General features: G+C 39.3%; 17 protein-coding genes. 7 read left to right on the forward strand and 10 right to left on the reverse strand.

Annotated elements, in window-relative coordinates; translation table 11 throughout:
* Nucleotides 1-250: 250 nt before the first annotated feature.
* Nucleotides 251-676, reverse strand: a complete 426-nt coding sequence (locus AAC026_RS16935) for a hypothetical protein (RefSeq protein ID WP_339700532.1) — start codon at nt 674-676, stop codon at nt 251-253.
* A gap of 192 nt (nt 677-868) precedes the next feature.
* Between AAC026_RS16935 and carB the strand changes: the two genes are divergently transcribed.
* The 4 genes from carB (at nt 869) to AAC026_RS16955 (ending at nt 4,903) form a co-directional block, all read left to right on the forward strand.
* Nucleotides 869-3,682, forward strand: a complete 2,814-nt coding sequence (gene carB, locus AAC026_RS16940) for a carbamoyl-phosphate synthase large subunit (protein ID WP_339700535.1) — start codon at nt 869-871, stop codon at nt 3,680-3,682.
* A 6-nt stretch (nt 3,683-3,688) separates the two neighbouring features.
* Complete coding sequence (locus AAC026_RS16945; protein ID WP_339700538.1) at nt 3,689-3,928, forward strand: DUF4834 domain-containing protein; 240 nt, start codon at nt 3,689-3,691, stop codon at nt 3,926-3,928.
* A gap of 189 nt (nt 3,929-4,117) precedes the next feature.
* Nucleotides 4,118-4,669: a transposase gene (locus AAC026_RS16950; protein WP_339700541.1), complete on the forward strand. Its 552-nt coding sequence runs from the start codon at nt 4,118-4,120 to the stop codon at nt 4,667-4,669.
* A gap of 96 nt (nt 4,670-4,765) precedes the next feature.
* Nucleotides 4,766-4,903 carry a hypothetical protein gene (locus AAC026_RS16955; RefSeq protein ID WP_339700544.1) on the forward strand — a complete coding sequence of 46 codons (138 nt, stop codon included), beginning with the start codon at nt 4,766-4,768 and terminating at the stop codon, nt 4,901-4,903.
* 889 nt (nt 4,904-5,792) lie between these two features.
* Here the strand turns inward: AAC026_RS16955 and AAC026_RS16960 are convergent.
* From AAC026_RS16960 to AAC026_RS16980, 5 genes are all read right to left on the reverse strand, one after another.
* A complete protein-coding gene (locus AAC026_RS16960; protein WP_339700547.1) occupies nt 5,793-6,002 on the reverse strand; it encodes a hypothetical protein in 210 nt (69 codons plus the stop codon).
* A gap of 172 nt (nt 6,003-6,174) precedes the next feature.
* Nucleotides 6,175-7,095, reverse strand: a complete 921-nt coding sequence (locus AAC026_RS16965; RefSeq protein WP_339700550.1) for a hypothetical protein — start codon at nt 7,093-7,095, stop codon at nt 6,175-6,177.
* Between the two features lie 300 nt (nt 7,096-7,395).
* The gene (locus AAC026_RS16970; protein ID WP_339700553.1) at nt 7,396-8,073 is read right to left on the reverse strand and encodes a CPBP family intramembrane glutamic endopeptidase; all 678 of its coding nucleotides are present in this window, start codon (nt 8,071-8,073) and stop codon (nt 7,396-7,398) included.
* A 98-nt stretch (nt 8,074-8,171) separates the two neighbouring features.
* On the reverse strand, nt 8,172-9,251 hold the full coding sequence (locus AAC026_RS16975; RefSeq protein ID WP_339700556.1) for a 3-oxoacyl-ACP synthase III family protein: 1,080 nt from the start codon (nt 9,249-9,251) through the stop codon (nt 8,172-8,174).
* A gap of 12 nt (nt 9,252-9,263) precedes the next feature.
* Nucleotides 9,264-9,956, reverse strand: coding sequence for a TetR/AcrR family transcriptional regulator (locus AAC026_RS16980; RefSeq protein ID WP_339700558.1), 693 nt, complete (start codon nt 9,954-9,956; stop codon nt 9,264-9,266).
* Nucleotides 9,957-10,037: 81 nt separating this feature from the next.
* Between AAC026_RS16980 and accD the strand changes: the two genes are divergently transcribed.
* Complete coding sequence (gene accD, locus AAC026_RS16985; RefSeq protein ID WP_339700561.1) at nt 10,038-10,883, forward strand: acetyl-CoA carboxylase, carboxyltransferase subunit beta; 846 nt, start codon at nt 10,038-10,040, stop codon at nt 10,881-10,883.
* 148 nt (nt 10,884-11,031) lie between these two features.
* On the forward strand, nt 11,032-12,018 hold the full coding sequence (locus AAC026_RS16990; protein WP_339700564.1) for a radical SAM protein: 987 nt from the start codon (nt 11,032-11,034) through the stop codon (nt 12,016-12,018).
* Between the two features lie 644 nt (nt 12,019-12,662).
* Here AAC026_RS16990 and AAC026_RS16995 read toward each other — a convergent pair.
* From AAC026_RS16995 to AAC026_RS17005, 3 genes are read right to left on the reverse strand one after another with little or no spacing between them, the layout of a single operon-like run.
* Nucleotides 12,663-13,583: a putative sulfate exporter family transporter gene (locus AAC026_RS16995; protein WP_339700567.1), complete on the reverse strand. Its 921-nt coding sequence runs from the start codon at nt 13,581-13,583 to the stop codon at nt 12,663-12,665.
* 22 nt (nt 13,584-13,605) lie between these two features.
* Nucleotides 13,606-14,802 (reverse strand): threonine synthase, encoded by a 1,197-nt coding sequence (locus AAC026_RS17000; protein WP_339700570.1) that lies wholly within the window; start codon nt 14,800-14,802, stop codon nt 13,606-13,608.
* Between the two features lie 35 nt (nt 14,803-14,837).
* The gene (locus tag AAC026_RS17005; RefSeq protein WP_339700573.1) at nt 14,838-15,743 is read right to left on the reverse strand and encodes a LysR substrate-binding domain-containing protein; all 906 of its coding nucleotides are present in this window, start codon (nt 15,741-15,743) and stop codon (nt 14,838-14,840) included.
* Nucleotides 15,744-15,902: 159 nt separating this feature from the next.
* On the opposite strand from AAC026_RS17005, the gene AAC026_RS17010 reads away from it, so the two are divergent.
* A complete protein-coding gene (locus AAC026_RS17010) occupies nt 15,903-16,910 on the forward strand; it encodes a hypothetical protein (RefSeq protein ID WP_339700576.1) in 1,008 nt (335 codons plus the stop codon).
* Here AAC026_RS17010 and AAC026_RS17015 read toward each other — a convergent pair whose 3' ends face one another.
* On the reverse strand, nt 16,911-17,933 hold the full coding sequence (locus AAC026_RS17015; RefSeq protein ID WP_339700579.1) for a BF3164 family lipoprotein: 1,023 nt from the start codon (nt 17,931-17,933) through the stop codon (nt 16,911-16,913).
* Nucleotides 17,934-18,021 lie beyond the last annotated feature (88 nt).

Genomic DNA, 18,021 nt, shown 5'->3' on the forward strand with positions numbered 1-18,021 from the left:
AGTAAGTCACTATACAGTCATACATAATATCCACATTATAGATCAACCATATTTTAATTCTAAATATCGTATGCGATAAGAAAATGTATTAACACAAAAAATACATTCTTTAACACATATCGAAAAATACAAAATTGATTTACAAAAAGATATATAAATAAAAAGCCCAGCTCATAAATACATGAGCTGGGCTTGGTCGGTTGCAACAATAATGAGTGGAACTTACCCACCTTACTTAATACAGTTAAACCTATTTAGATTTTCTAGTGCCTTGAACGGGAAATGAATCAGCCCCCATATTCACATATCCGGCCATACTATCTCCATCAAACGAACCTTCAATATTCGCTGTAGTTCCCATTACTTCGATTGAGCCAGAAAAAGCATTTCCAACAACAGTAAACCCGGTTACATTGAGTGTACCAAATTGATCTGTTTCCATTACAGCGGCATAAAGCCCGTTGTCTCCTGTAATTCGCATAATACCATAGCTATCCGTATCAGGGGTTTGTACACTATAATTCCAAACCCCACGAGGATCATAAGCCTTCTCTTTGGCTTTCTTCTCTACCTTGGCTGTTTCAGAAGAGGCAGACTTACCAGCTGCGCAGCCCACAATAAAGACTGCAATCGCTAAACCTAAAGCAAGTGTTAAAATTGATTTTATTTTTTTCATGGTGTTGTCAGTTTGTCTAGAATATTGTTCTGAATTTAAACTTTTTTTCTTTCAGTCGTGGCCAAAACTTCCATAAAATCAGCCACAAATGCCAATTATGAGAATAAGGCCTCTCTTGGTTTTGATTATAAGCTTTTCGCCATAACTTTGTGCCAATTTACACCCTAGTAAAACCGCACGTACCTCTTACAAATGCCTAAAGACAACAGCATAAAATCTGTCCTCATCATCGGAAGTGGACCAATCATTATCGGACAAGCTTGTGAATTTGATTATTCTGGTACTCAAGCCTCAAAATCATTAAGGGAAGAAGGAATCGAGGTAACCCTCATTAACTCCAACCCAGCTACCATCATGACCGACCCGGTTACGGCCGATAACGTTTATCTAAAGCCTTTGACAAAAAGGTCGATCATTGAAATTCTGGAGAAGCATCAAATTGATGCCGTTTTGCCAACCATGGGAGGGCAAACAGCTCTTAACCTTGCAATTGATTGCGACAAAGCTGGAATTTGGAAAAAGTATGATGTGAGAATTATTGGTGTAGACATTAATGCCATTGAAACCACCGAAGACCGCGAGAAATTCAGGTTGAAGATGGAAGAAATTAATGTCAATGTTTGTAAAGGAGAAACAGCGACTTCTTTCTTAAAAGGAAAAGAAATCGCACAAGAAATTGGCTTCCCTCTCGTAATACGCCCTTCGTATACCCTTGGCGGATACGGTGGAGGTTTTGTAAACACTCAAGAAGAATTTGACCAAGCTTTAACCCACGGTTTAAATGCTTCCCCAATTCACGAAGTATTGGTAGAGCAAAGTATTTTGGGTTGGAAAGAATACGAGCTTGAACTACTAAGAGACAATATCGGTAACGTCATCATTATCTGTTCTATCGAGAACTTTGATCCGATGGGTGTGCATACTGGCGATTCAATCACTGTGGCACCTGCCATGACATTGCCTGATACGACTTACCAAGAAATGCGCGACTTGGCCATCAAAATGATGAATGCCATTGGGCAGTTTGCTGGAGGTTGTAACGTACAGTTCTCAGTTAGCCCAGAAGACGACACCATCATTGGTATTGAAATCAACCCTCGTGTATCAAGATCTTCGGCTTTGGCATCGAAAGCTACTGGTTATCCAATTGCAAAAATTGCCGCTAAGTTGGCTATTGGTTACAACTTAGATGAATTGAAAAACCAAATTACAAAAACCACATCGGCCTTCTTTGAGCCTGCATTGGATTATGTAATCGTAAAAATACCACGTTGGAATTTTGATAAATTCAAAGGTTCTGACAGAAAGCTAGGCTTGCAAATGAAGTCGGTAGGTGAGGCCATGGGAATTGGCCGAAACTTCCAAGAAGCGCTTCAGAAGGCATGTCAATCTTTAGAAATCAAACGTAACGGATTAGGGGCAGATGGTAAGGAGTTGAAAGACCAAGCAGCCTTGCTTTACAGCTTAGAAAACCCAAGTTGGAACAGACTTTTCCATATCTATGACGCTTTCAAGCTTGGAATTCCGTTAAAAACCATTCAAAAGAAAACTAAAATCGACAAGTGGTTCCTTCAGCAAATTGAAGAAATGATCCAGTTGGAAGATGAAATTGAAAAGCATAACCTACAAACCTTACCTGAAAGCCTTCTAAGAATGGCCAAAGAGAAAGGTTATGCAGATAGACAAATTGCACATTTGATTAAATGTCTTGAAAGTGAGGTTTTCACTAAAAGACACGAAATGGGCATTAAGCGAGTGTACAAACTCGTGGATACCTGTGCAGCAGAATTTGAAGCTCAAACTCCATATTATTACTCCTCTTTCGATGAAGAAAATGAATCGATTAGCAGCGATAATAAAAAAGTGATTATTCTAGGTTCGGGACCAAATCGTATCGGACAAGGAATTGAGTTTGATTACTCTTGCGTTCACGGTTTATTGGCTGCCAAAGAATGTGGTTACGAAACCATCATGATCAACTGTAACCCTGAAACGGTTTCTACAGATTTTGATGTAGCAGATAAACTTTACTTCGAGCCTGTTTTCTGGGAACACATTTACGACATTATTCTTCATGAAAAACCAGAAGGCGTAATTGTTCAATTGGGCGGGCAAACGGCCTTAAAATTGGCTGAAAAACTAGATCGTTACGGAATTAAAATCATTGGCACAAGTTACGATGCACTCGACTTGGCCGAAGACCGAGGTCGTTTTTCAGAGCTATTGGCAGAAAACAACATCCCTTACCCTAAGTTTGGGGTAATTGAAGATGCTGATGAAGCGTTGGAGCTTTCTAAAGAATTAGGCTTCCCACTGTTGGTACGTCCTTCATACGTGTTAGGAGGCCAGAGTATGAAGATTGTGATCAATGAGCAAGAGCTTGAAGAGCACGTTGTAAACATTCTTAAAGACATTCCTGGTAACCGTGTTTTACTAGATCACTTCTTAGAAAATGCGATTGAAGCAGAAGCCGATGCCATTTGCGATGGAGAAGATGTGTATATCATAGGAATTATGGAGCACATTGAGCCTGCTGGAATTCACTCTGGTGACTCATATGCGGTGCTACCTCCTTACAGTCTTGGTGATTTTATCATCAGACAAATTGAAGCGCACACCAAGAAAATTGCGCTTGCGCTAAACACTGTGGGACTGATCAATATTCAGTTCGCCATAAAAAATGATAAAGTTTATATCATTGAAGCGAACCCAAGAGCATCGAGAACCGTTCCGTTTATAGGTAAAGCCTACCAAGAGCCATATGTAAAGTACGCTACAATGGTAATGTTGGGTGAGAAAAAGATCAAAGACTTTGATTTCAAGCCAGTTAAGAAAGGCTACGCCATTAAAGAACCGGTTTTCTCATTCCATAAATTCCCGAACGTAAACAAGGAACTTGGGCCAGAGATGAAATCTACTGGAGAGGCAATTTACTTTATAGATGATCTGATGGATGATTATTTCTTGGACATCTACTCTAAAAGGAATTTGTACCTAAGCAGGTAAAAAGATATGTTTTTAAAATTTTTATTCTTTGTAATTCTAATTGGCTGGATTATCCGCAGTGTGCTCCGCTTCTTTGTAGCAGGCCTAACAGGCCAACAAAGAACGGCTGGCGCTCGCCAACAGTATACGCAACAACATCGTCCAGAAGGGAAAATCAATGTTGACTACGCGCCTAAGAATACGAAAGAAAAATCCTCTGATAATTTCAGAGGAGGAGAATATGTAGATTACGAAGAGGTGGATTAATCCACCTCTTTTTTTGTGCTTATTTTTTAGGTCGCAGCGAGACGCTGCGACTAGCGAGGTAGACTGCATAACTAGTCTTAGCGTCTCGCTAAGACTTTTCATCATTACACAATCATGATTGACCAAGTTATACTTTCAAATAATACAATATACGCCACACAAATTAATTGATTAGTACTATCTTGAGTTATGGGAAGAAAGTATGCCATTCGTAGTCAAGAGCAGTTTTACTTCGTGACATTTACTGTGGTCTATTGGTTAGATGTTTTCATTAGGCAGGAGTATCGGAATATCTTGATTGATTCTATCAAATATTGCCAGAAAGAAAAGGGCCTTTTGGTAGGCGCGTGGTGCATTATGACAAGTCATGTTCATTTAATATTAGGCACAGATGAAACCTCTAAATTGGAAGACATCATCCGAGACTTGAAGAGTTATACTTCTAGACATATTAGAAAATATATGGAGAACAACCCACAAGAGAGCAGAAAGGAATGGATGCTGTGGATGATGAAGCGAGCAGGTGAGAAGAAATCAAACAACAAAGATTTTCAGTTTTGGCAACAGCACAACCACCCTATCGAACTTTCCACGAAAGAAATAATGCTTCAACGCCTTGACTACATTCATAATAATCCTGTTGATGCAGGTTTTGTAGACCAACCAGCCGATTGGGTTTTTAGCAGCGCTAGGGATTATGAAGACCAAAAAGGCATTATTGAAATAAGCTTTTTATACTAAATGACATGAGGTCGCAGCGAGACGCTACGACCAGTGGGGGATTTTCAGTTTTGGCAACAGCATAATCACCCTATCGAACTTTCTAACAAAGAAATTATGATTCAACGCCTTAACTATGTGCACAACAATCCAGTTGAAGCGGGCTTTGTAGACCAACCAGCCGATTGGGTATTTAGCAATGCTAGGGATTATGAAGACCAAAAAGGTATTATTGAAATAAGCTTTTTATACTAGGGTTATATTGGGTCGCAGCGAGACGCTACGACTAGTGGGAGCGGTCGAGGCTATGCGTAGAGCCGGATTTCAAGGCACTTTCCTGTCGGCCGTGACTGCATTTGTTAATAGTTTTATGTTTCATTTTATCACTATCAGCCCGCTTGATTATAGGTGTTGTTGTGCGTTTGATATTCATTTCTTTACCGACTTACATGCATTTCCTTCCCATCTCCAATTCACTATTATATCATTTTGATTTGCTGTAAAAGTTGTTTTACACCAATACTGGACTTGTCTTGTTTCAAGACGATTTAACCATTGATTGTAGTTCGTAGTAACCAAGGAGTTATTTGTATAAAGCCATGTGTACATTTTATTCTCATTTGGCATAGTGTAGACATCACTTGGAGGCCCCCAAGAAGTAATAAGTCCATTAATATCAGACCCTTCCCATGACTTTACTATTTCGGAATAATTAGCTGTCGTAGCACATGAGCTAATCATAAGTGAAACTAATGTTATAATAGATAATTGTTTAACTGTTTTCATATTCATATAATTCTTTAATGACGCACAACGGTTTGCAGCTACCCGTAGGGCGGGATTTATAGCACTAAACTTCATTCAGAGAACTGAACTTTCAGCTTGAAAAAACGATCTGCGAAGCACGAAATCCCGCCTTTTGGGTAGGTGCTGTTAGTGGCTGCCTTTATTTCTCTGTTCGTTTTCATTAGATTTGCCTTGACACATTCATATGTCCGATGATGTGGCTCTTACTAAATTTATTGGAGCTATAAGTTTTGTCTGATGTTCTCGTAATTTTAAATTACCTAATTTATCAGAATCACTTAAGTTAAATAATATTTGATTTATTAATGATAAAATGTCGTAATCTTGTTTGAACTGTTCATCCATTTTCCAATTTTCTTGGAAATGTCCCTGATGATTTCGGAACTACAAAGGTGTCATCACCATTAATTTCCTTACTTGTCTTGATGGACGGATTGTTTAGGAAAATGGATGAACCTGTTAAGTTTGTTACTGTAATTAATAGTGGTGGTGCTGTCCCTAATACGGAACTAACATTCTGATAACTAATTACCGTTTCAACCTTCACTTTCGCAAACTTTCTTTTAATTGATTTTACAACAAGTAATAATAAACTCAATGTTGTAATGGTTGCAGTCTACGCTGCAATTCTTACTTTTTTGTCTGGGTCGGAGAAAAGTTCTGAATACCAGTTCCAAAAATCTATTGCTGTTTGCATACTATTCATTGTGGTTAAATATTTATTGGTTGTAAAAACCTTCTTCGCCAATTGGAGTCCAAAAGCTAAATTTTACAAATTTATTGCGCCTTTTTTCGTCAGGTATTTGCCTTACCTGATATGGCATCCCACCCGTCCTAACATTTTTGCCCGCTAAATAAGCAAATGTCAATTCAATGATGTTAAGCATATTCTTAGTTGTTATTTCTAAAAAATCGCTTAATGAAGTTCTTTCTAATTTTACTTTTTTGTGGTTCAATAGAATTGTAGGTGAAATAATGTTTCCATCTGTCTGCAACTCAAAGTCAAAAACCTTTGTATGTTCAAGTCTATGATCGAATCCATTTCGTAACTCTCGGATAACTTGCATAAAGTAAACTGTCTTTTTAATGAACTCTACAAAGGGGTCGGCTTCTCCATACTTTTCTTGCAATTTTTCGTGGAAATTTGGAAAATGAGATTGCTTTGTCAAACCAAGATTAGGGTAGAACTTAACTATTATTTCCATAAGAGTTTGTTCAATGTGGTCTGCTTTCTGAAATATGGTTTTGCATTTTGATTCAAGGCTAACAACAGATGGAAGTTTATAAGAAACTTTTTGGTTTCTTCTTTCTTCGTATTCGTCAGCAGCAGTTTTTTCGGCAAACTGATATTCTTTAATTTCCTTTTCAAGTATTGAAATTTCAGAAAGCAAATCTATTGTCAAACCTATTAATTTGGGGCAGTCAACAGTATTTGAAATATATTCCGGTCTAAATAAAGTCATTGCTGACAAAAGTGTCCTTGAAACAGTTTCTGATTCTGTTCCCTTGTCTATGATAAGTTTATGAATTGTTGTTGGAAGATTTACATTGGTTCTTTCGGGGTCAATTGTATCAGCCATTACCATTTCATAGATTGACCTTTCTTTGATAACTAAAAGTCGTCCGCCAATATTTTTCATTTCAATAATAGCTCCATCTTCTTCAGAACCTATGTCTGTGTGTCCGCCCGATTCTCTCTTTCTGTCAATTGGTCGTTTTTCTTCCATATTGTTGGTCGTCTGTTAAGGTTGCCACAACGCTATATATACGCCACATTTGTGTTGTTTATATCTCATGTAATTTATAAAAACTTCCTTATAGCACTAGTATATTGGTCGCTATAAGGAAGTTTTATGTGGAGTGGTTAGAGGAATAAGTGCTTATAGCAATTTTCGCTAGTCTTAACGTCTCGCTGAAACTATAATGACTCGAAATTCAAACTATTCCTTTACCGCATATTTAATAAACAACCAAGTAACCAAAGGCGGCACAAATACAGAAATCACCAGGCCCAAAATCATGATTGCTCCTTCTGGTTCAATTCCGCCAGTCGCCACTAAGGCGATTTCACCCAAAGGGCCTTTAGAAAACAGTCCGTTGTTGATCACATTCCAGCCAAGGTGAAGGCCAAAAGGAAGCATGATACTTTTAGTTTTGGCAAAAGCATATGCCCAAACCAAACCCATTAAGCCTGTCAGTAGAAATATGTAAATCATGGGTACCACATTCCCAAATGCCCCGAATGAAAACCAATGATAGACGCCAAAAGCAATGGCAGAAATCAATACCCCTGTCTTGCTGCCTAGTTTTTTAATAAGGATGTAAAGTAGAGCGCCTCGATAAATCAGTTCTTCGGTAAATACGGATTTGAGATCGTACCAAGCTGAATCAAGTAATAGGGTAAAACTAAATTGGTCACTTAGAAGCCAAGTTTCCGATTTTAAACGAGCGAGTGCAAGGGCGACCATGGTGCAAATAACAGCTGAAACCAAAAAGCCCAACCCGAACTGCTTTAATCGCAAGCCAAACGGAGTAAAACCAAGTGCCAACAGACTCTTCTTTTCGAAAAGAAGGAGCATTAACCAGGATACAAGAAGAATAATTAGAATGCCGAGCATAGCAAAAAATTGGACTACAAGTCTAAGGCATTCTTTTTTGAATAAAAAATGGGTTCATTGTTGAACCCATTTAAGTAATTTCTTATGACAATAGAAGTCTAGGGCACTTTATAAACCATTGCGTTAATGTGCATTCCTGCGCCCACCGAGGCAAAAACCAGAATGTCTCCAGAGCTGATTTTATGCCCTTCTAGCTTATTCCGTTGAATTAAATCCAACATTGTAGGAATTGTGGCAACAGAACTATTTCCCAAATCTTGGATGGTCATAGGCATAAACTCCGCCATAGGTTTTTCTTGTTCACAGATTTTGAAAAGCTTCTTCAAAATGGCTTCATCCATTTTTTCATTGGCTTGGTGGATCAAAATTTTATCAACATCCTTTAGCTCCACCCCCGCTTTGTCCATTGCCGTTTTGATGGCTTCGGCTACATTCACTAGTGCATACTCGTAAATCTTACGGCCTTTCATTTTAATAAAGCGTTTGCCGTTTTGCTTTTCTGGGTGAAAAGAAGCCCCCATTTCTAGGTAACTCAATTCAACCGTAGCATCTGTTCTGGAACTCTGCGAAAGTACACCTCCATTAGTATCAGCTGATACTCCTTGGAAAATAGTGGCACCTGCTCCATCAGAGAAGATCATAGAATCACGATCGTGCACATCCACAATACGACTAATGGTTTCCGTACCCACCACCAAAACGTTCTTGGCATCACCCATCATAATCATTTGATAGGCTTGGATACTTGATTGCAACCAACCGGGACACCCGAAAATCACATCGTAACATGAAGTAGCTGGGTTCTGAATATTGAGGTTATGCTTTACACGTGAAGCCAAACTCGGCATCATGTCCGTGCGCTGCGTACCCACTTCCATATCTCCAAAATTGTGAGCGACAATTATGTAGTCAAGCTCTTCCGCATCTATAGTACTATCGGCTAATGCGTTTTTAGCGGCAATTGTTGCCAAGTCAGATGCCTTTTGATCGTCATTGGCATAGCGTCTGGCCTTGATTCCTGTAATACCTTCAAACTTTCGAATGATTTCAGCATTATCTGCCGTAAATTTCTCTCCGTTTTCCTGATAGAATTCAGCATTCAGAAAATCTTCATTCTTTATTATTCTTTCGGGAATACAGCTCCCCACTCCGTTAATAATTACTTTGCAATTGCTCATAATTCACTTTTGTTAATTGTGCTTCACGGCATCCCAACAGGCTTCAGCAGCCTGATCTATCCTGTCGTCTGAAAGATTTTGATTATTATCAATATGTTGTTTGAGCAAAGAAACGATTGGCCCATACAATAGCGCAATAATGGTGTACAAGGGTAAATCCTTCATTGCCTTTGCACGCTTTGATTCAATAAAGAACATCATCACGGGTGAAAGAATCATAAAGGATTCTTCTCTAGTGAGGTTGCTCATATAGGGTGCGTACCTGTGCTGCTCAATGAAATTAAATTCCTTAGGGTGCTTCATAAAGTAGTGCACCATGTTTTTCCAGAGGTGCATGAAGCGCTCTTTAAAGTCACCTTCATCACTATAATTATTGAGCATAGCCCGAATAATATCTCTTTTTATCTCCTTGAAAAGCTCATTTATTAACTCCTCCTTATTTTGAAAGTACCGGTATATCGTACCTGCGCCTACCCCAGCACGCTGTGCAATAATGGATATAGGCGTACCATGAAAGCCCTGCTCTGAAATCAAATCTAGAGTAGTGCCTAAAATTAAGGAACGTTTATCAAGCTTATTCTCAAACATTTGTCGTGCGGAATGAACGTTCATTCCGCGATACGAAGGAAAAGATAAATGAATAAAAAACCAATCACTTTTTTGCTTTTCATTCGGTACCCACAGGTTTTTATTATAGGTTCTCACGATTAGTCTTTGGCCTCCCACAGTTTTGACCTATTTTTGTCCCCTATTTGTTTATAAAGTTCAAGCTTAATAAGTACGCATATGTCTTGGTTTGAGAGAAAGGTTAAAGGGATTACTACCCCTACAGAACAGAAGAAAGATGCACCAGACGGTTTATGGTTCAAAACTCCTAATGGGAAGATTGTTCATACCCGCGAGCTTAAAAACAATGCTTATGTAAGTCCAGAAGATGGCTTCCATGTGCGCATCGGTTCTAAAGAATACTTCGAAATAATTTTCGATAATAATAAATTTACTGAAATGGACGCCAAATTGACTTCTGGCGATCCGCTTAAGTTTGTCGACAGCAAGCCTTATCCAAAAAGGATTGTAGAAACTCAATCAAAAACCCAATTGACTGATGCCGTTCGTTCGGCTCATGGCAAAATGAACGGGATTGACATTGTGGTTTCATGCATGGACTTTGCTTTTATTGGCGGCTCTATGGGGTCTGTTGTAGGGGAAAAAATTGCACGAGCAATCGACTTCGCCTTGGCCAACAAAATGCCTTTCTTGATGATTTCGAAATCGGGTGGTGCACGAATGATGGAAGCTGGTTATTCATTGATGCAGATGGCTAAAACATCTGCCAAACTTGCCCGACTTTCTGAGGCAGGCATTCCTTACATTTCGTTATTGACCGATCCTACTACGGGTGGAGTAAGTGCTTCTTACGCCATGTTGGGTGACTTTAATATTGCAGAACCAGGTTCATTAATCGGATTTGCTGGCCCACGAATTATCCGCGATACGGTAGGTAAGGATTTACCAAAAGGCTTCCAAAGTGCTGAATTTGTACTTGACCATGGCTTCTTAGATTTCCTTGTTGACCGTAGGGATTTGAAAAAACAATTGACTACGTTATTGAGCATGCTGAACAATAATTAGTCCTTGAAATTTGAGTTTAACTCTTCCAAAGAATAGAAAAAAGGTGGTTGATTGTACTTCGTACTTCAGCCATTTTTTATTTCTATCTTCTATACTTTGTCTTGATTTAGGAATTAAGAGCAACTAGCTTAACAGTCTGAAGTATCTTATGAGACTTATTAAGCATCCCATACTTTGCAATTACTACGTCACTTATCGTTGCAACGCAACCTGTAGCTTTTGCGACATTTGGGAGAAGCCCTCGCCATACATTACCCTCAAAGATGCCGAACGAAATTTTAGCGACCTCAAAAAGCTAGGCGTTAAGGTAGTCGATTTTACGGGAGGCGAACCGCTACTCCATCGTGAACTGCCTGAGCTTCTAAAACTGGCAAAGTCCTTCGGCCTCATTACTACGGTAACCACCAATGGTTTGCTCTACCCTAAGCGAGCTGAATCGCTCAAAGGTTTGGTAGATATGCTCCATTTCTCGCTCGATTATGCCAATAAAGAAAAGCATGATACCGCCCGTGGTGTAGCCTGTTTCGATACCGTAATGGAGTCAATTCAGTTGGCCAAAAATTTAGGAGAAAGACCCGATATTTTGATGACGGTGTTTGAAGAAAACATTCATGAAATCGAAAAGGTCTATCAACAGATTACGCTTCCAAATGACCTTGTTCTCATTCTCAACCCAGTTTTTGAATATAACGAAGTTGAAACGGGGCCTTCGCTTTCCTCTTCAACCTTAGACCTTCTAGATAAGTGGGCCAAACGCAAAAATGTATACCTGAACGAAGGCTTTATCCAATTAAGACGCGATGGCGGAAATCACATCGACAAGCCAGTTTGCAAAGCTGGCAGTACCACCATTGTGATTTCTCCGCAAAACGAATTGGTAATGCCCTGTTATCATTTGGGCATAGAAACCATCCCGATTGAAAACGATTTGTTCAACCTTTATCAATCAGAAAAAGTGCAAGCTGCCATTGCCATGGAAGGCCGATATAACGCCTGCGAAGGTTGCGCGATCAACTGTTATATGCAGCCCAGTTTTGCAGTTGAAATGAATAAATATTGGTGGAAGGCGCTTCCCAGCACAATCAAATACAACCGCATCAAAGGCACTTGGAAACGGCTTTTTGAGGTACTTTAATTTAATCTCTTTTCTTTTCCTGACCCCGAGACTTCGGGGAAGGATCTAAACTTCCCACTTAACGATTCTGTTTCTAGATCCTTCGTGCCTCAGGATGAAAAGCAGCGTGCATACAACTGGATTAGACATTAGTTTTGGGTTTATCAGTCTAATAAATGAACAGGCTCACGCTAACTTAGCTTCAAATGATTGATTGAAACGAAACTGCCACCTAAATCCTAGGGTAAATCACCACCCTACCCTCCTCAAGGAGGGAATACTGAGAAGGTGAATGATTTTTCTTGCTACATAATTCTTCCGCGTTTCGGAGAAATGAAAATCAAATTTCCGCCAAACCATTCCCCTCTATTAAGAGGGGTTAGGGGAGTGTTGTGTCAACCTATTTCAGGACGATACATTCATGATTCTGCTTTTAGATCCTTCGTCCCTCAGGATGAAAAGCAGCGTGCACACAACTGGATTAGACATTAGTTTTGGGTTTATCAGCCTAATAAATGAACGGGCTCACGCTTATCGCCAAACCATTCCCCTCTATTAAGAGGTTAGCGGAGTGTTGTGTCAACTTATTTCACGGTGAAACACATTCAACTAACCGAATCACACTTTGCGCGCCTTTCCGTTCTTTGCGGTTCACTCTCTCCAATTCAATAAAAAGCCAAGATCAAAGCAGCTGAAGCTACACCTACAAATACCCATAGGGCAATTCCGTACACCAAAGGTTTATAGCCTACCACTTTAAATTCTTTGAGCGTTAAACTGGCTCCCATTAAAAATAGTACGAGTGACATTAGTGACTTAGAAAAAGTGAACATACTTGATGACAGTGCTTTTGGTAGCGGAAAAACGGCCGAAACAACCATGGCAAGTATAAAGAGAAGTACGAACCACGGGAATTTGAATTGCTTTTTATCTTTGGTGAAAACGGCCATTCCGAGCATTAATGGGATAATCCACAACACCCTGACCAATTTAGCTGTAGTGGCTAACTCAAGTGCTTCTTTACCATAAACCGAAGCTGCCCCCACTACTGAACTGGTATCGTGAATGGCAATAGCACACCATAAACCGAATTGATGCTGTGTCATATGAAGGAAATTTCCGAGGCTAGGAAAAATAAAAACAGCCAAGGCGTTTAACAAAAAAACCACCGCCAAGGCCGATGAGATTTCTCTAGTAGACGCATTGATTACTGGTGCCATGGAAGCGATAGCACTTCCTCCGCAAATCGCAGTTCCAGAAGATATAAGAAAAGACATTTTCTTATCTAAATGAAACCGCTTGGTAAGGAAGAAGCCCAGCCCTAGCACAGCAAATACAGAAAGTGCTGTCAGTGTAAAGCCTTCCGATCCTGCCGACAAGGCTTTATCTACAGCAATACAAAAGCCCAAAACCACAACCGCAGTTTGAAGCAACCATTTAGTAATTTTTGGTATTTGATTAAAACCTATGTTACCAATGATACTTCCGAAAGCAAGCCCCATTATCAAAGCAATTGGAGCATTGACAACAGGTAAAAGACATAGCGCAGCCAGGCCTAAAAAAAGGCTTCTTTTAAAAATTAACATGGCGTTGGGTTTAAAGGGGTTCTTAATTCAAGTTTTCTAAATACTTATAGCCACTTCCCGTATTCACCATTAGTAGCTTCTCTGAATGTGAAATTTCCTTTGAGGCAATGAGTTTTGGAATTGCCTTCCATAAAGCCGCACCCTCAGGGGCTACAAGTACCCCTTCTTGTTTCGCCATTTCCTTCACACCATCGATCATTTCTTGCTCGGAAACGGTAACGGATGTGCCGCCCGACTCCTTCACTACACGATGAATCATATCTTGACCAAAGGCCACTGGCACAGCCAAACCATTCGCCAAAGACTCTGTGTACTCAGAAATATCTTTGGTAACTCCATTCAAAGAATCGACCACAGGGGAACAATTGGCTGCCTGCACCACAATCATTCTTGGTAGTTTCGTGTCAGCACTTAGCCAGCCCAAATCAATCATTTCATGGAGAGCTTTCCATATTCCAAGCAAACCCGTACCTCCGCCCGTTGGATACAGAATTACATCGGGTAATTGCCAATTCATTTGTTCGGCAATTTCATAGCCCATCGTTTTCTTTCCTTCTAAGCGATAGGGTTCTTTTAGGGTAGAAATATTATAGGCACCTTGCTCTTGTTCAATTTTAGCGGCCAACGCTCCACATTGATTAATCAGGCCTTTTACCAAAATCAATTCTGCTCCGTAATACTGACACTCTTCTTGAAATATTTTTGGCGTATGGCTTGGCATAATTACCGTGGCTTTTATACCAGCCGAAGCGCAATAGGCAGCCATTGCTCCTCCAGCATTTCCAGCAGTAGGTACTACACAATGCGTTACTCCAAACTCTTTTGCTTTTGAAACGGCCATGCTTAAGCCTCGTGCCTTGAAAGACCCAGTTGGATTGAGTGATTCATCTTTCATTTGAAGGTCACTTAACCCCAATTGAGTGGCCAATCGCCTGAGCGACAATATGGGTGTCATGCCTTCGCCAAGCGATACAATGTTAGCATCATCCAAAACAGGCAGCATTTCGCGATAGCGCCACATATTAGAGGCGCGATTTTTTATTTCAGAAGTTTGAAATAACGATGTGGGCTCATATTGCACCACTAAGGGTTTATTGCAACAAGTAGCAAAGCTTTGTACCTCGTGAAGATTATAAGATTTACTGCACTTAGAACATTCTAAATGAGTAGCGAGCGAAGTTTGTGTTTTGGTGAAATTCATAATGCAAAAGTGCGTCATGAATCATAACCAATCAAATGAATAAAAGTAACCTATTATAACTTTTGGTTATATATTAATTTGGCTTCTTTAATTAATGCTTTGACCACATCAGGCATGGTTTCACCTGTTCGGGTAACAAAGTTAAAGCTTCGTTCTATGGCTAAATCAGAAATATTTACTTGTGTCAGTAAACCCAATGCTACTTCGCGCTTTACTGCCAATGGCGAAAGAAAGCCTACGGCTGTATCTTCTATTAAGAAGTTCTTAAGTACCTCAGTTCCGCCCAAACGCACAGTGATGTTCAAGTCACTCATTTTAATATTGGACTGTGCCATTTTTCGCGCCAAGGCCGAAAGTGTTCCTGAACCCACTTCGCGCAAGGCCAAAGGAATTTCCCTAAGTTCCTTTATTGAAATTTCACGCCCAGCATAAGGGCTATGAGTAGAACAAATTGGAATGATTTTATCCGCCATAAAGAAGTCGTAATGAAGCCCGCTTGCTTCATGCTTATCTTCTACCACTGCCAAATCAATTTCTTCATTGGCAAGGGCTTTAAGAATGTTTTCCGTGTTTCGATTGACCAAAGTGATTTTCACCAAAGGCCATTTTTTTCGGAACGAAGAAAGCACCTTGGGCAACACATATAATGAAAGCGTAGTACTGGCACCTATCCTAAGTTCGCCTTTAGCTGTTAGCTGACTTTTAATAATGTCCATATCCGACTCCATGCGCTTCTGGACGTGCTTAGCTTCTCTTAAATAAAGTAGCATTTTTTCACCTTGGGGGGTTAAAAAAACAGCATTGCCCTTGCGCTGAAAAAGAGGCACCTCCATTTCTCCTTCGAGCTTTTTTATCTGTTTACTTACGGCTGGCTGCGAAATACAAAGAATTTCAGCAGCTTTAGAAAAGCTGAGGTGGCTGGCTACAGCATAAAAAACTTCGTGCGAAATGGATAACATAGGCCGCAATATACTGGATTGGGAGAAAGAAGACACGAAACTTTTTTCTCACTATTTCGGGTTTAAACAAGCCCCTTTGAACTTCTTCTTCCCAGTGTAGGAGACTAGTTCACAACCATATTAGACCAAACTCAGTAAACTATACTTCATGCCATTTTTATGAAAAATCTATCCTACTTATTTTTACTGTTGGTCTTATTTAGTTGCCATAACAAAAACTCAAAAGCCCCTATTCCTGAAATATCCATCGAGATTCAAAAGAGAGTTAATGAGTTTAATGATTCAACTTTCGTTGATCAAACCTTAGACATTCATTATAACAACGGAAGTCTTTTTCTAACTGAAGTAAAAAATGGTAGAGTTTTAGAGTTAGATGAAGATTATCAATTAAAGCAAATTTTCGGACAGAAAGGTGACGGGCCAGCCGAGTTGCAATATCCAAAAGCCTCTCAAATTCACAATAATCAATTGCTCATATTGGATGAAGGTCACCAGAAAATCAAGGTCTTCAATTTAGATGGGACAATTAGTCACCAATTTGGCAGAGAGATTCCTAACAACGGAGGATTCTTCATTAAAGATAATAAACTGTACGGAAGTAAATATGATAAATCTACCCCGCCACTTTTTTCCTACAGCTTAACGAGCAAAGATTCAATCCACTATTTCGGTTATCAAAACAGACGACTCACTACTATCAATCATGATAGACCTAGAGTCTTTTTCTTATTTCCGTTTAAGAACCAAATTATAGCTGTAAGTGAAAATGAGCCTGTAATCGAAAGATTTGATTCAGAAGGAAACAAAACCGAGGAACTCTATTATCCTGAATATTTTGAAAATTACATTGAGCAAGCAAAGGAAAGAGAGAGGAGCGAGACCAAAATGCGTGGCACAGCTACTTTCATGTCAGACGCCACTTTATCTGGCAATGAACTTTACATTCTTACTATTGGCTACAATAAAACCAAAGCTAAATCCACTCTAAATCACATTTTTAACTTCACAATATCAGACTCTAATATTTCACTTTCAAGAATAATTGAGCTCAATAATGGTAAAGATGACACTTGGTATATGTCATTTACTATCGTAAGAGACAAAATACTAGCCTTCGATGGAGTGACCTACGAGCTTCATGAATTCTACCTTCCAAAGAAGAAATAACTATAGGTGAAATTTTACGATTTTGACATTGTCATTTACAAAGCTGGTTAGGCCGTATATTACTCCGTTTTCTTCATCAACTGTAAAGGATTTTAAAGATTCATCCAGTTCATAATAGTCTAGTAATTCACCTTTGAAACTATACACTAGGATTTGGTTTGCCATTTTTCCAGTTTGTGTAATTTCCTTTGCGGAAAGCCCTGAGTATAAAAGGTAAAGTTTGTCATCTGAAAGGTAGCTGTCTATAAAGCCAAACTTCGTGTCTGGGCTTGGGGCAAAAACTGAAACACCTCGATCTGGAACTACTTTAAAATCTGGTTTGATATCAAATGGCCCGATAAACTCTCGAACTTCTTCACGCTCAACATCCAAAATCATAAATCTATCCAAGGCAATACAGACATAAGAAACCTTCGTGCCAGATGAATTTGTTCTCAACCTACCTTCATAAACTGAGGATATCACATGATTAGGGTACTCTCCAAAGTCCTTCTTTTCAGCCCAATCTCCGATTCTATTTTTCACATCACCCTTTTCATTAAAAAAAGTGAAAATCGATTTTCCATCGAGGTTAGTACCAATGTATAAATCTTCTTTTAGAAACAGAGGCTCTAATACCCCAATAGCATCTCCCACGAGCTTTATCTGTCTTTTTGCCAAAGGGTTTTCATCCTGAATACTAAATTGAGAAAGTAATTTCTGACCAATACTGCCCACCCAAAAATCATCGGCAGACTTTCCTTTTTGCAAACTCCAAGGATTCATGATTTCTCCTGGCCCAGACCCTTTTACTCCTTCTATTTTTCTACTGCCTTCAGATAAATTAAAAATTACAATTTGCTCATCAGGATTGCCTTTGGTGATTATCAAGTTATCGTTTTGATAGAGAATATGCTCAACCCTACCAATCCCAACCCGAAAAGGTAGCGTCTCAGAAGTCAAATTAATCGGAACAAGAACCGATTTATCCCTCTTACCAGAACAAGAAAAAAGAATAATCACGAATAGAAAGATACACCTCATAATATGAAAATAGAATGATCATCAAAAAGTCAGTTTGACACTCAACGCACTAAACTAAAAATTAAGTTATAAATAAATTTCATCTACT

The organism is uncultured Roseivirga sp., from assembly GCF_963973945.1.
GTDB lineage: Bacteria > Bacteroidota > Bacteroidia > Cytophagales > Cyclobacteriaceae > Roseivirga.

Coding starts and splice junctions, on each gene's coding strand:
- AAC026_RS16935 (WP_339700532.1), bottom strand. CDS start 676: ATGAAAAAAATAAAATCAATTTTAACACTTGCTTTAGGTTTAGCGATT.
- carB (WP_339700535.1), top strand. CDS start 869: ATGCCTAAAGACAACAGCATAAAATCTGTCCTCATCATCGGAAGTGGA.
- AAC026_RS16945 (WP_339700538.1), top strand. CDS start 3,689: ATGTTTTTAAAATTTTTATTCTTTGTAATTCTAATTGGCTGGATTATC.
- AAC026_RS16950 (WP_339700541.1), top strand. CDS start 4,118: ATGGGAAGAAAGTATGCCATTCGTAGTCAAGAGCAGTTTTACTTCGTG.
- AAC026_RS16955 (WP_339700544.1), top strand. CDS start 4,766: ATGATTCAACGCCTTAACTATGTGCACAACAATCCAGTTGAAGCGGGC.
- AAC026_RS16965 (WP_339700550.1), bottom strand. CDS start 7,095: ATGAAAAATATTGGCGGACGACTTTTAGTTATCAAAGAAAGGTCAATC.
- AAC026_RS16970 (WP_339700553.1), bottom strand. CDS start 8,073: ATGCTCGGCATTCTAATTATTCTTCTTGTATCCTGGTTAATGCTCCTT.
- AAC026_RS16975 (WP_339700556.1), bottom strand. CDS start 9,251: ATGAGCAATTGCAAAGTAATTATTAACGGAGTGGGGAGCTGTATTCCC.
- accD (WP_339700561.1), top strand. CDS start 10,038: ATGTCTTGGTTTGAGAGAAAGGTTAAAGGGATTACTACCCCTACAGAA.
- AAC026_RS16990 (WP_339700564.1), top strand. CDS start 11,032: ATGAGACTTATTAAGCATCCCATACTTTGCAATTACTACGTCACTTAT.
- AAC026_RS16995 (WP_339700567.1), bottom strand. CDS start 13,583: ATGTTAATTTTTAAAAGAAGCCTTTTTTTAGGCCTGGCTGCGCTATGT.
- AAC026_RS17000 (WP_339700570.1), bottom strand. CDS start 14,802: ATGACGCACTTTTGCATTATGAATTTCACCAAAACACAAACTTCGCTC.
- AAC026_RS17005 (WP_339700573.1), bottom strand. CDS start 15,743: ATGTTATCCATTTCGCACGAAGTTTTTTATGCTGTAGCCAGCCACCTC.
- AAC026_RS17010 (WP_339700576.1), top strand. CDS start 15,903: ATGAAAAATCTATCCTACTTATTTTTACTGTTGGTCTTATTTAGTTGC.
- AAC026_RS17015 (WP_339700579.1), bottom strand. CDS start 17,933: ATGAGGTGTATCTTTCTATTCGTGATTATTCTTTTTTCTTGTTCTGGT.